Annotated in this window: 14 protein-coding genes; 8 read left to right on the top strand and 6 right to left on the bottom strand. The window is 35.3% G+C overall.

Going from position 1 to position 12,756, the window contains the following annotated elements; genetic code table 11:
* Window positions 1–4: 4 nt before the first annotated feature.
* From ACSG5Z_RS25775 to ACSG5Z_RS25765, 3 genes are all read right to left on the bottom strand, one after another.
* Window positions 5–433: an EamA family transporter gene (locus ACSG5Z_RS25775; RefSeq protein ID WP_000100307.1), complete on the bottom strand. Its 429-nt coding sequence runs from the start codon at window positions 431–433 to the stop codon at window positions 5–7.
* A 144-nt stretch (window positions 434–577) separates the two neighbouring features.
* Window positions 578–727, bottom strand: coding sequence for a BH0509 family protein (locus ACSG5Z_RS25770; RefSeq protein WP_000977681.1), 150 nt, complete (start codon window positions 725–727; stop codon window positions 578–580).
* Window positions 728–878: 151 nt separating this feature from the next.
* A complete protein-coding gene (locus ACSG5Z_RS25765) occupies window positions 879–1,295 on the bottom strand; it encodes a pyridoxamine 5'-phosphate oxidase family protein (protein ID WP_000550224.1) in 417 nt (138 codons plus the stop codon).
* A gap of 179 nt (window positions 1,296–1,474) precedes the next feature.
* Between ACSG5Z_RS25765 and cax the strand changes: the two genes are divergently transcribed.
* On the top strand, window positions 1,475–2,530 hold the full coding sequence (cax, locus tag ACSG5Z_RS25760) for a calcium/proton exchanger (RefSeq protein ID WP_000482128.1): 1,056 nt from the start codon (window positions 1,475–1,477) through the stop codon (window positions 2,528–2,530).
* A gap of 81 nt (window positions 2,531–2,611) precedes the next feature.
* Window positions 2,612–3,409 carry a YfkD famly protein gene (locus tag ACSG5Z_RS25755; RefSeq protein ID WP_033662157.1) on the top strand — a complete coding sequence of 266 codons (798 nt, stop codon included), beginning with the start codon at window positions 2,612–2,614 and terminating at the stop codon, window positions 3,407–3,409.
* Between the two features lie 118 nt (window positions 3,410–3,527).
* On the opposite strand, the gene yfkAB is transcribed toward ACSG5Z_RS25755, so the two are convergent.
* Window positions 3,528–4,655, bottom strand: a complete 1,128-nt coding sequence (gene yfkAB / locus ACSG5Z_RS25750; RefSeq protein WP_000156029.1) for a radical SAM/CxCxxxxC motif protein YfkAB — start codon at window positions 4,653–4,655, stop codon at window positions 3,528–3,530.
* A 213-nt stretch (window positions 4,656–4,868) separates the two neighbouring features.
* Between yfkAB and ACSG5Z_RS25745 the strand changes: the two genes are divergently transcribed.
* The 6 genes from ACSG5Z_RS25745 to truA all read left to right on the top strand — a co-directional run bounded on the left by ACSG5Z_RS25745 (window position 4,869) and on the right by truA (window position 10,794).
* Window positions 4,869–5,051 (top strand): SE1561 family protein, encoded by a 183-nt coding sequence (locus ACSG5Z_RS25745; RefSeq protein ID WP_000513547.1) that lies wholly within the window; start codon window positions 4,869–4,871, stop codon window positions 5,049–5,051.
* A 206-nt stretch (window positions 5,052–5,257) separates the two neighbouring features.
* Window positions 5,258–6,778, top strand: coding sequence for a class I fumarate hydratase (gene fumA / locus ACSG5Z_RS25740; RefSeq protein WP_000413499.1), 1,521 nt, complete (start codon window positions 5,258–5,260; stop codon window positions 6,776–6,778).
* 126 nt (window positions 6,779–6,904) lie between these two features.
* Window positions 6,905–7,687 carry a delta-lactam-biosynthetic de-N-acetylase gene (gene pdaA / locus ACSG5Z_RS25735; RefSeq protein WP_000875960.1) on the top strand — a complete coding sequence of 261 codons (783 nt, stop codon included), beginning with the start codon at window positions 6,905–6,907 and terminating at the stop codon, window positions 7,685–7,687.
* Window positions 7,688–7,746: 59 nt separating this feature from the next.
* A complete protein-coding gene (locus tag ACSG5Z_RS25730; RefSeq protein ID WP_000269433.1) occupies window positions 7,747–8,610 on the top strand; it encodes a DNA-3-methyladenine glycosylase family protein in 864 nt (287 codons plus the stop codon).
* 10 nt (window positions 8,611–8,620) lie between these two features.
* A complete protein-coding gene (gene rlmD / locus ACSG5Z_RS25725) occupies window positions 8,621–10,000 on the top strand; it encodes a 23S rRNA (uracil(1939)-C(5))-methyltransferase RlmD (RefSeq protein ID WP_435712497.1) in 1,380 nt (459 codons plus the stop codon).
* Window positions 10,001–10,056: 56 nt separating this feature from the next.
* Window positions 10,057–10,794, top strand: coding sequence for a tRNA pseudouridine(38-40) synthase TruA (truA, locus tag ACSG5Z_RS25720; protein ID WP_435712496.1), 738 nt, complete (start codon window positions 10,057–10,059; stop codon window positions 10,792–10,794).
* A gap of 53 nt (window positions 10,795–10,847) precedes the next feature.
* On the opposite strand, the gene ACSG5Z_RS25715 is transcribed toward truA, so the two are convergent.
* Together ACSG5Z_RS25715 and ACSG5Z_RS25710 are read right to left on the bottom strand one after the other, a co-directional pair.
* The gene (locus tag ACSG5Z_RS25715; protein ID WP_000063921.1) at window positions 10,848–11,045 is read right to left on the bottom strand and encodes a hypothetical protein; all 198 of its coding nucleotides are present in this window, start codon (window positions 11,043–11,045) and stop codon (window positions 10,848–10,850) included.
* Between the two features lie 106 nt (window positions 11,046–11,151).
* Complete coding sequence (locus ACSG5Z_RS25710) at window positions 11,152–12,555, bottom strand: sigma-54 interaction domain-containing protein (protein WP_088061645.1); 1,404 nt, start codon at window positions 12,553–12,555, stop codon at window positions 11,152–11,154.
* Between the last annotated feature and the right edge of the window lie 201 nt (window positions 12,556–12,756).

Genomic DNA, 12,756 nt, shown 5'->3' with positions numbered 1-12,756 from the left:
TTTTTTAGCTGAAAGCAATAAATAATACACCAGCTGTAATAAAGACTACACCAACGCCAGTCATAAAGTTTAACTTTTCACCGAGTATAATCATCGCGAGGATGATAGAAAATACGACGCTTAATTTATCGACAGGAGCCACTTGTGAAACTTTCCCTGTTTTGAGGGCAAGAAAATAAAATAGCCATGACGAAGCACCTGCAACCCCACTTAATGTGATAAAGAGCAGTGCTTTTTTATTTAGCAGTACGTCGCCGATATTTTGAAATTTACCTTGGATAATAATAACGCCCACCATAAATAATGCCATAATAATAGAACGAACCGTTGTTGCAACATTGGCATCGATTCCATCTAAACCAATCTTTCCGAAAATAGATACAAGGGCAGCAGCGATTGCTGATAATAGTGCGAATAAGAGCCATGAACTCATAGTAAAATTCCTCCAATCTTACATTATTATACATGAAAACCATTCTCATGTATAAAGCGAAACTTTAATCAGTGGGATTTTACCGCTCCGCAAATAACGAAATAATCCCCACCTTATATTTCTAATAAGGTGGGGATTATTATACTACTCTGCAATTTCTTCATACAAAAAGTACGTTACATTATAAATATGTTCTACTTCATCGTCTGTCATAAACAATAATTCATCACGCTCAATCCCTTTTTTCTTTTCAATAAACTCAATCATGTTTTTGCGTTCTTCTCTTTTCATCAATTTGATTTCTCCTCTCAATCTGTTTTAATACAGTTTATTTAAGTTACTGCTATTATATAACAGAATCTTTAGAAAGTTCCACCTATTTTATTGTTTTTTTCAGAAGAACTTTTCGACAAAACAAGCCCACCTAAAGGGGGCTTGTTTTATTTTATAGTCGTAAAAACTCGGGCTCCGTCGTACCAGCACCATCGATGTAATAAATTGTGTCGGGATTGATTTTTATTAATACGTAATTAGGGTCTTCAGGACCAAGTAACCAGCGTTTTAAGCTATTATTCCAAAACTTGTTTTTTAATGTGGAGTCTTCCTCGATGGAGGCTAAGCCTTCAACTTCAATATAATCTTCATCTAATTTTTTTCCTTCACGTCCAAGTAGTACATGTACATTTGGATTGTTTTCGATATCTGTTATCTTTTTTGATTTCCGATCTGTTGCAACATATAACACAAAATCTTCGTGGAAAAACATCATAAAGGTACTATGAGGTTTATTTTCACGTACAGTAGATAATACACCAGTTCGTTGACCGCAAATAATAGTTTCAATTTTTTCTTTTAAATGCATGTTTTTAACCCCTGTTCATAATTTATTGTTTTCTCCGTTTAAACAAGATAATTTAAATATCTTTTATACTGTTTTCTTCAATCCGATTTTTTAAACGTAATTGTGATGAAATCGGACAAGTTAGGAGAAGAATAATAATAATATCGAGGAGAAATACATACGATGGAAGGATGAAAAGCATGTTTAATAAAATATTTCTTATAGTAGCGCTGATCGGGGTACCACTTTCTGTACTTGGAAAAATGCTTCATTGGCCTCAAACAATTATGTTCGCTGTGTATTGCATTACTATTATCGCCTTAGCGGGTTTTATGGGGAGAGCGACAGAAAGTTTGGCAATTGTCTCTGGACCTAGAATAGGCGGATTATTAAATGCTACTTTTGGTAATGCTGTTGAACTAATTATTTCGATTTTTGCACTTCAGGCGGGATTAATTGAGGTTGTATTAGCCTCTTTAACGGGTTCTGTACTTGGGAATTTATTATTAGTAGGAGGGCTATCCTTCTTTATAGGAGGGCTTAAATACAAAAGACAAAGTTTTAATGTATATGATGCAAGGCATAATTCAGCTTTATTAATCTTTGCGGTAGTAGTAGCTTTTGTTATTCCAGAGATTTTTTCAATGAAGATGGATGCTGGAAAGACGTATCAATTAAGTATCGGTGTTTCTATCATTATGATTATTATGTACCTTGCTGCACTGCTATTTAAGCTCGTTACGCATCGTGGTGTATATCAGCATAAAACGGATGAAGTAGCTCATGAGGAAGAACCAGAGTGGTCGAAAGGTAAAGCGCTACTCATTTTAGCAATAGCGACCATTGCGGTAGCTTATGTGTCAGAGGCGCTTGTGCATACATTTGAGACCGTTGCAAAGTCATTTGGTTGGTCAGAGTTATTTATAGGGGTTATTATCGTTGCAATTGTTGGGAATGCAGCGGAACATGCATCTGCAATTATTATGGCGTATAAAAATAAAGTAAATATTGCAGTTGAAATTGCAGTCGGTTCTACGTTGCAAATTGCCATGTTTGTTGCTCCTGTATTAGTACTGCTTTCTATGTTCTTTGCACAAAGGATGCCTTTAGTATTTACAATACCAGAACTTGTTTCTATGATTACAGCTGTTTTCTTAACGATTGCGATTTCAAATGATGGAGATACAAATTGGTTTGAAGGCGGTACTTTATTAGCGGCGTATGTCATTATGGGAATTGGTTTTTATTTATTATGAAAAATAGGCATAACAATTGTATTGAGAGAAAACAATAAACAAAGTAGTATATATACCTTTACATAGGAAGGAGCCAGACAGGTGAAACGAGTATACAGCATATGTCTTTCAACTATGGTCTCGTTTATTCTATTATTTCCTAACATGAGTTTTGCAAAGACAACGGTAGAAACAAAAATGCCTTCATCTGTTTTAAATATTTCTAAAGACAATACGTTTCCAAATGATGCGCAAGATTTGCCGCGCTTACAACCGAGTAAGTTTGCTCAAGAACTATTGAAAACAGCAAATATTAAAATTGAAAATCCGGACTTAATTCGAATGTTTAATGAAACGACAATTTCGAATGCGCCGCTTGCGGTAGGGTACCGAGCGAAGATTTATCTAGGTCAATGGGCTTTAAATTATGAATCGGTTGATACGTCGATTAATTGGGAATATAAACAAGTAAATCGCAATGTGTACGATAATCGCGGAGGAGATCGCTTATATCCGCTACGCTATAAGCAAGAAACGCAAAAGACGGTTGAAGGTGATTTAACAGCAGATATGAAAAATACTGCGGATGTGAAAAAAATGATGCTTCTCAAAGCACTTGAAAAAGTACAATTGCCACTTTCATTTAAAACGACCATTGGTTATGGTACTGGACATGAGCGTGTGTATAATATTAGTCCGAGTCAACTTGGATATTTATACGCTTATACACCAGCAGTAAATGAAAAAGGAAAAGTAACATTTGGAGAAGTGTACCTTGTGTTAAAAGGAAATCAAAAGAGGCTTGTAGTAAAAAATATTACCTCACAAGGAATCGGAGCTGCTATTCCAATTCACGATCATTTGTATTTTAAATTCATTTCTTCTTCTCACTCGCAATAATATGAAAAAACGTCAGCTTATAAGCTGACGTTTTTATTTATCCCGCTATTTGTGGGCAATTGGTTCAACTAATAATCAGTGGGGAATGAACAAAACCCCCACTGATTAAAGTTGAACTTTAAAATGTTATGTTTGCTGTTTTTGATAAGAAGTCTTCTGTCGGATAGTAGCTATTTTTTACAAGAACATTTGGTCCAAGGCATTTTACTGCAGGACAGTGACAGCTTAATGATTGTGCTGTTTTTGAAGCACTCCATTTGTCATACGCTTCTTGTAGTGTGTTTGTTTGTACGTTACCTAGAAGAGGAACGTCACCGAAATCAGTTACAATAATATTTCCATCGAAAATGTTGACGTTTAAACGAGAACGACCATCTGGATCGTTACGAACTGTTACATTTTTGCTTTCTTGTAATTTCTTAAATGTGGCGATGTCTCGCTCGTCATCGCTACAAGCGTAGAAAGGTAAAGTTCCAAATAACATCCATACATTTTCATCGCGAATTTCTAGTAAATGCTCAATTGCATCTCGAATTTCAGCTTTTGTTAAGATCTCTAGATTACTCGCGAAGTCACTTGGATACATTGGATGAACTTCATGACGTTTACAGCCCATCTCTTCGACAATTTGACGATGAATATGTTCAATATGCGGTAGAGTCCTTTTGTTTAACATCGTTTCGGCTGATACGAGTACACCTGCATCTGATAGAGCTTTACTATTTGTAATCATTCGTTCAAATAATTTTGCACGTTGTTCATAAGTAGGTTTACGTTCCATCATTGCAAATCCACCTTCAACGAAGTCATCAATTGTTCCCCAGTTATGAGATATATGCAATACGTCTAAATAAGGAATAATTTGTTCGTAACGTGCTAAATCTATAGTTAAGTTTGAGTTGATTTGAGTGCGAACGCCTCGTTCATGAGCGTATTTTAAGAGTGGTGTTACATAGTTGTCGACGGATTTCTTTGAAAGCATTGGTTCTCCGCCAGTAATACTTAAAGAACGTAAATGAGGAATCTCATCTAATCGTTTTAATAAAAGTTCCATAGGAAGCGGATTTGGATCTTTCGGCTGTAATGTGTAACCAACAGCACAATGCTCGCAACGCATATTGCATAACGTTGTCGTTGTAAACTCAACGTTTGTTAATAGTAGTTTGCCGTACTCTTCAAGGTCCATATACGCTTCCCATGGATCGTAAGAAGGAGTAATCGGCTTCATTTTTTGTGATATCGTCATATGAAATACTCCTTTGACTATTGAAATAACAATTTGTCCATTCTCTATAATAGAAGAATATGTACTTTTTATAAAGTGAAACTTTTTTGTGAAAAAAGAGAGAGGGCTTACATTTGAATGAATGGCTGTGACAAAATTGATGAAATTTCATGCCCATAGCAATCATTTTTGCGGTATAATAAAAGCATCTCGAATTAAAAGGAGAGTGCCTTCATGGGAAAAGCAATTGAAGATAAAGATTCACAACTAGTATATTTAAAAGAACGTTTAAATATGTTCATTGAAGTAATTGATACAATTGAACCTGAAGAAGTAGAGTTAGAAGATGTAGATCGTCTTCTTGCGATGTTAGATGAATTAGAATTAAAATGTGAGCAATTTAAAAAAGACGAATAATATATTAAAAAGGCTGCCAATGCAAAATTGGCAGCCTTTTTCTGTATGGATAATAGAAGGACGGTAGAAAAAAAGGTATAATCAAGTTGTGAAAAATTTCATTTATGCTTTAATAGCGTGAAACAAATAAAAAGCTGAAGAGCATAACGATGGAATTTTCAGCTCATAACGTTTTGGTAGCGTTCACAATTGAGGGGGAAGTAACAATGGAAAAGCTTCAAGAAAGCATGTATCAACTAATTGTTGAAACGTCAACGAACTTACCGAAAGATGTTCGTCGTGCGATTCAACAAGCGAAAGAACGAGAAAATGCAGGGACTCGTTCTGCGATGGCACTTGGCACAATTACGAATAATATTAAAATGGCTGATGATAACATCTCGCCAATTTGCCAAGATACAGGGATGCCAACGTTTAAAATTTATACACCAGTTGGTGTGAATCAATTACATTTGAAGGAAGCGATCTATAATGCGCTTGAGCGGGCGACAAAAGATGGTAAACTTCGTCCCAATTCTGTTGATTCTCTTTTTGGAGACAATAGTGGAAATAATTTAGGACCAGGTACACCGGTTATTAAGTTTGAACAATGGGAAAAAGATTATATTGATGCACGCTTAATCCTAAAGGGTGGTGGCTGTGAGAATAAAAATATTCAGTATAGCTTACCGTGTGAATTAGAAGGACTTGGACGCGCTGGCCGTGATTTAGAAGGGATTCGTAAATGCCTTCTTCATGCTGTATATCAAGCGCAAGGTCAAGGCTGTAGTGCAGGTGTAATTGGTGTTGGTATCGGGGGAGACCGCACATCAGGTTACGAATTAGCAAAAAATCAATTATTCCGTACATTAGATGATGTCAATCCAGTACCAGAGTTACAAAAACTTGAAGAGTACGTATTAGAAAATGCGAATAAGCTTGGCATTGGTACGATGGGATTTGGCGGAGAAACAACTTTACTTGGTTGTAAAATTGGCGTGTATAATCGTCTGCCAGCTAGTTTCTACGTATCTGTTGCGTATAATTGCTGGGCATATCGCCGCCTTGGCGTAACAATCCATCCTGAAACAGGTGAAATTATGGATTGGCTATATCAAGAAGGTGAGGATACACTTCAGCAAGAAGCGCAAGAAAAAACAGAGCAACGTGAGATTGTATTACAAGCACCAATTACAGAAGAGCAAATTCGTGAACTTCGCGTTGGTGATGTTGTAACAATTAATGGCATGATGTATACAGGTCGTGATGCAATCCATAAGCATTTAATGGATAACGATTGTCCAGTAGATTTAAAAGGACAAGTTATTTATCACTGTGGTCCAGTTGTCGTGAAAGATGAAAATGAAAACTGGCAAATTAAAGCGGCAGGTCCAACGACAAGTATTCGTGAAGAACCGTACCAAGGCGATATTATGAAGAAATTCGGTATTCGCGCTGTCATTGGAAAAGGTGGTATGGGTGCAAAAACATTAGCGGCTTTAGAAGAGCACGGTGGTGTATATTTAAATGCAATTGGCGGTGCAGCGCAATATTATGCCGAATGTATTAAAGAAGTAAAAGATGTTGATTTCTTACAATTTGGTATTCCAGAGGCAATGTGGCATTTACGTATCGAAGGATTTAAAGCAGTTGTAACGATGGATTCTCATGGTAATAGCTTACATGCAGATGTTGATAAAACATCACTTGAAAAATTAGCTAGCTTTAAAGAGCCAGTATTTAAGTAAACAAAAATGCATCTCGAATGATTCGAGATGCATTTTTTTGGTATATATAGAAAAACATGTTCAGCATGAAAGAATGCACGGCAACAGAAACTACAAGTACGATTATATATGGAAAGGAGACTATTTATGAAATATAAATGGTTATATATCGGTCTCATTTTTTCAATTATGATGGCACTTGTTCCAGTTTCAGCATTAGCTTATACAAATACTCCACATAACTGGGGAATCCCGCGTCCTAAAAATGAAACAGTACCAGATGCAGGAAAGTTATACACAGATTTACTACAAAAAAATGGTGGGTTTTATTTAGGGGATACAAAGAAAAAAGATATTTATTTAACATTCGATAATGGGTACGAGAATGGATACACAGGGAAAATCTTAGATGTATTAAAAGAGAAAAAAGTACCGGCAACTTTCTTTGTAACGGGTCATTATATTAAAACACAAAAAGATTTGTTATTAAGAATGAAGAATGAAGGACATATTATTGGAAATCATTCGTGGAGTCATCCTGATTTTACAACGGTAAATGATGCGAAACTTCGTGAAGAATTAACGAGTGTAACGGAAGAGATTAAAAAAGTAACTGGGCAAAAAGAAGTAAAATATGTACGTCCGCCGCGCGGCGTATTTAGTGAAAGAACGTTGGCTCTTACGAAAGAAATGGGCTATTATAATGTATTTTGGTCACTTGCATTTTTGGATTGGAAAGTGGACGAGCAAAGAGGATGGCAATATGCACATAATAATGTAATGACGATGATTCATCCAGGATCTGTTTTATTACTTCATGCAATATCAAAAGATAATGCAGAAGCACTTGCGAAAATCATTGATGATTTGCGCGAGAAAGGGTATCATTTTAAAAGTCTAGATGACTTAGTAAAAAGCAATCAACCGTAAGCATGTATGCTTGCGGTTTTCTCATGCTATAATGATGTGTAAAAAGGATGGGGAAACGTATGTGGAGCGAACATGTTACGTTAGAGTATCCGTATCATTTTGAAGAGGTATTAAAACGTTTATCTTTTGATCCTCTTAACGTCATTCAATTAGATGAGAAAGTCATTTATGTTCCGCTTTGTATAGACGAGGAACAGATTGTTGTTCGCTTGCAAGGGATTGGTACTGTTCAAAATCCACAGTTTTGGATCTCTAGTCAGGCAGGAGATCAAGAGAAAGTCATGAAACGAATGAGGGCCATTTTTCATTGGAATGAACCGTTTCAAGATATACAAAATCATTTTTTAAACACATCATTACGTCCACTATTTGAAACATATGCTTATACTCCAATTATTTTAGAGTTTGATTATTTTGCTTGTCTTCTTCGCTGTATCATTCATCAACAAATAAATTTGAAATTTGCTACTGTGTTAACAGAACAGTTTGTGAAACGATATGGAACAGAGAAGAACGGTGTATTCTTTTTCCCCACTCCAGAAATAGTAGCAAATATTTCAATAGAAGAATTGAGGGAGCAGAAGTTTAGTCAGCGAAAGGCTGAATATATAGTAGGGTTAGGTCGAAGTATTGTCAGCGGTACATTAAATTTAGCGAGTATAGAAACCAGGGCGGATGAAGAGGTTTCCGCACAATTGTTACCAATTAGGGGGATTGGTACATGGACAGTGCAAAATTTTTTAATGTTCGGGCTTGGACGGAAAAATATGTTTCCGAAAGCGGACATTGGGATTCAGCGTGCAGTGCAAGGTGTATTTCAATTAGATGATAAACCTGATGATGCATTTTTAGAAAAAGTGAAACAAGAGTGTGAACCATACTGCAGTTATGCAGCGTTATATTTATGGAAAAGTATAGAGTAGAGGTGTAATAATGATACAAAAGCAACATGAGAGTAAGTTGGAAGTTGGTCAAACGTTTCCTGTGACAATTAAACGTCTTGGGATTAACGGAGAAGGCGTTGGTTATTTTAAGAGACAAGTTGTTTTCATTCCAGGGGCATTACCAGGAGAAGAAGTTGTTGCTGAAACAACGAAAATTCAGCGTGGCTTTGCTGAAGCGAAAGTGAAAAAAGTTCGTAAAGCTTCACCACATCGTGTGAAAGCACCATGTCCGGTATATGAAGAGTGTGGCGGTTGTCAGCTGCAACATTTAGATTATAAAGAACAATTAAATCAAAAGCGTGATATCGTCGTACAAGCATTCGAGAAGTATATGAACAACAGTTTGGAAGAAAAAATTCGTCCAACGCTTGGTATGGAAAACCCATGGCATTATCGTAATAAGAGTCAATTACAAGTGGGACGTAAAGACGAAAAGGTTATTACAGGGCTGTATAAGCAAAATTCACATCAGTTAATTGATATTGCTCACTGTATGATTCAACATAAAGCAACGAATGAAGCGACAAAAGTTGTAAGACGTATATTAGAAAAATTAAATGTTTCTATTTACAATGAGAAAAAACAAAAAGGTTTAGTACGCACAATTGTGACACGTACTGCAGTTCAAACAGGGGAAGTACAAGTTACACTTATTACAACAAAAGAAGAATTACCAAATAAAGATCAATTTATCGCAGAAGTACAAAAACAGATGCCAGCTGTTAAATCAATTATGCAAAACGTAAACTGGCGTAAAACATCTGTTATTTTCGGTGATAAAACATTTAAATTAGCTGGAAAAGAAGTAATTCAAGAAACACTAGTTGATTTATCATTTGAATTATCAGCACGTGCATTCTTCCAGTTAAATCCAGAACAAACAGTTGTTTTATACGATGAAGCGAAAAAAGCAGCTGCTTTAACAGGCGATGAGAAAATTGTAGATGCTTATTGTGGTGTTGGTACAATCGGTCTTTGGCTTGCAAATGATGCAGCGGAAGTACGTGGTATGGATGTAATTCCAGAAGCGATTGAAGATGCAAGAAAAAATGCGAAGCGTCACGGATTTACAAATACGAAATATGAAGCAGGTAAAGCTGAACAATGGTTACCGAAATGGGTAAAAGAAGGATGGCGTCCAGATGTAATTGTTGTCGATCCACCTCGTACAGGTTGCGATGATAAATTACTGGAAACAATTTTAAAAGTGAAACCAAAACAAGTTGTTTACGTATCTTGTAATCCTTCTTCATTAGCACGTGATGTACAAGCATTAATGAAGAGTTATGAAGTGGAATATGTACAACCAGTTGATATGTTCCCACATACAGCCCATGTAGAAAATGTAGTGAAGCTTGTTAGAAAGTAAAGTTTATTCATATTCCCTCACGATATGAGGGAATATTTTCTATGAAGGAGAGTAAAATGAATAATTATAAATTAACGATTCAGTACGATGGTGCACGTTTTAAAGGATGGCAACGTCTCGGTAATAACGATAATACAATTCAAGGAAAAATCGAGAGTGTCATATCTGAAATGATCGGAAAAGAAATTGAAATTATCGGTTGTAGTAGAACAGATGCGGGTGTACATGCTTTGAATCAAGTTGCTAACTTTCAAAGTGATGAGAAGTTAGTGGAACATAAAGTGAAAAAATATTTAAATCAATATTTACCCAACGATATTAGCATTACGAATGTAGAAGAAGTACAAGATCGCTTCCATGCTCGTTATAATTCTAAAGCAAAAACATATCTTTATAAAATTTGGAATGAAGAGCATACAAATCCATTTATGCGTAAATACAGCATGCATGTGAATAAAAAATTAAATGTGAAAAGCATGAAAGAAGCTGCGAAACATTTAGTTGGTTCACATGACTTTACTGCTTTTTCAAATGCGAAATCAAAGAAAAAGTCTATGGTTCGAGAAGTATATACACTTGAAGTGATGGAAGAAGCAGGATTTGTACAAATTAGAGTAAGTGGTAACGGATTCCTTCATAACATGGTACGAAAAATTGTTGGAGCATTAATTGAAGTTGGATTAGGACAATTAGATGCGGACGTAATCCCAAATATTTTAGAGGAAAAACAACGTAATCAAATTAATTGTCTTGCTGAGGCGAGTGGTTTGTATTTGGAGAATGTTGAATTTTAATAAACAATAAAAAAATCGAGCTGTGTAAGCTCGATTTTTTTATTGTTTTGGCATTAAGAAGATTTTTCTTTCTTCATACGTATCTTTAAATTCCAAAAAGCAGCAAGCATAATAGCTGCAAAGGAGCCGCTAATTGTTGCTAATAGTTTTGCATAAGGATAAGCATTCATATCAACTAGTAACATCATACATACAAGGGTAGGGAAGAAGGCTAAGTATTGTAATAACTTTAATTTGTTATCATTACTCATATATATCGTTCCTTTCTAGTATGTTATATGTTTATTGTAGCATATTTCCCCAATTTTCATTTGCACTTGGAAGCGGATTCATCCTACATTTGATTAAAGTTTCATTTCATATGTGTAAATGCAATTTTTTAATTCGATATTGTAAGTTTTGCCTACTTAATCCTAAAAACTTTGCAGCCTGTGAGATATTACCGTGATACTCTGTCAGAATTTGATTGATGTAGTTCTTCTCCATTGTCTCTATTGTGTGCTTTAACGTTTTAGGTGCATCATCCTCGTTATTAGTTAGGGAAGGTTGCATATTGAATTCTTTTTTTATTTGTTCACGAAAGCGAGCGGGAAGATGAAACGCTGTAATGATATTTTCATCTTCAACTAAATTCATCGAACCTTCAATGATATGTTCCAATTCTCGTACGTTTCCAGGCCAATCATATGCATACAAGAATTCTCTTACATGTACATCTAGATCCGTTACGCCAAGTCCAAATTGAATGTTGTACTTTTCGATAAAGTGCTGCACAAGATCAGGAATATCTTCTTTTCGTTCACGTAAAGGCGGGAGACATAAAGTAACGACGCTTAATCGGTAATATAAGTCTTCCCGTAATCGATTATGTGTAATAGCTTCAAGAGGATCTTCATTAATAGTTGCTATAATACGAACATCAATTTCTTTTTCTTGTGTGCCTCCGATTCTTCGTATTGTTTTTTCTTGTATAGCTCGTAGTAACTTCGCTTGAAGTGCTGGACTTAATGAGTTGATCTCATCTAATAACAAAGTTCCTCCATTTGCTTCTTCAAATAAACCAGCTTTATCGATAGCTCCTGTAAATGCACCTCGGTTCGTACCAAATAATAAGCTTTCCATGAGTGTATCAGGTATAGCGGCACAGTTTTGTGAAATAAATGGTTTTGTTGAACGTTGACTTTCATTATGGATACTTTGTGCAAATAGTTCTTTACCGGTCCCTGTTTCTCCTACGAGAAGTATGGATGAGGATGTACGAATTACTCTCTTTGCTTCTGTAATGACAGATTGAATAGCATTAGAATCACCGATTATGTGATCAAAGGTAAACTTATTATTTTGTTTTCGAGAAAGGTTCGTTTTCATTGTTTGTTTGAAATGGCTAATCTCTGTTGAAATTTCAATAGCGCCTTTAATTTTTCCGTTTTCTATTATAGGGAAAGTATTGTTAATTGTTGTAATTTCTTGCCCTTTATTGTTAAAATACGTTTGTTTTATATTTTTGTTTGTTTTTCCTAATTTTAATGCCTCTATTAGAGTACTATTTTTATTTTCTTCAAATGCGAATACTTCTAAAGGACTTTTATATAGCACATCTGAGCGTTCCATTGATTCAATTTCCATCATTTTACGGTTATAGATAATCGTTTTACTTTCCTCATTAATAATATGAATCCCGATATCGAGCTCATTGAGTAAAGTTTCATATAGCATATTCATTTCAATGATCTGTTTAAAATTAATTTCTTCTGTACGCATAGATTATCTTCTCCTCATTTCACCCTATGAAGACTGACTTTTTATAATTTTATTAAAATTCTTATAAAATCGCAAAATTTTTTTGCTATTTCCCCTTTAAAACTTCTCAAATGATAGAAAAATTTTGCGGTTATGAAGATTTTTTTTTGAGAAACCTTCATTTTAAATAGGAATTGGAGATTGGTACGCATTTTGCATAAA

This window comes from Bacillus pretiosus, from assembly GCF_051294775.1.
Lineage (GTDB): Bacteria > Bacillota > Bacilli > Bacillales > Bacillaceae_G > Bacillus_A > Bacillus_A wiedmannii.
The sequence above is the reverse complement of the archived record's forward strand: the minus strand, read 5'-3'. Positions and strand labels throughout refer to the sequence as shown.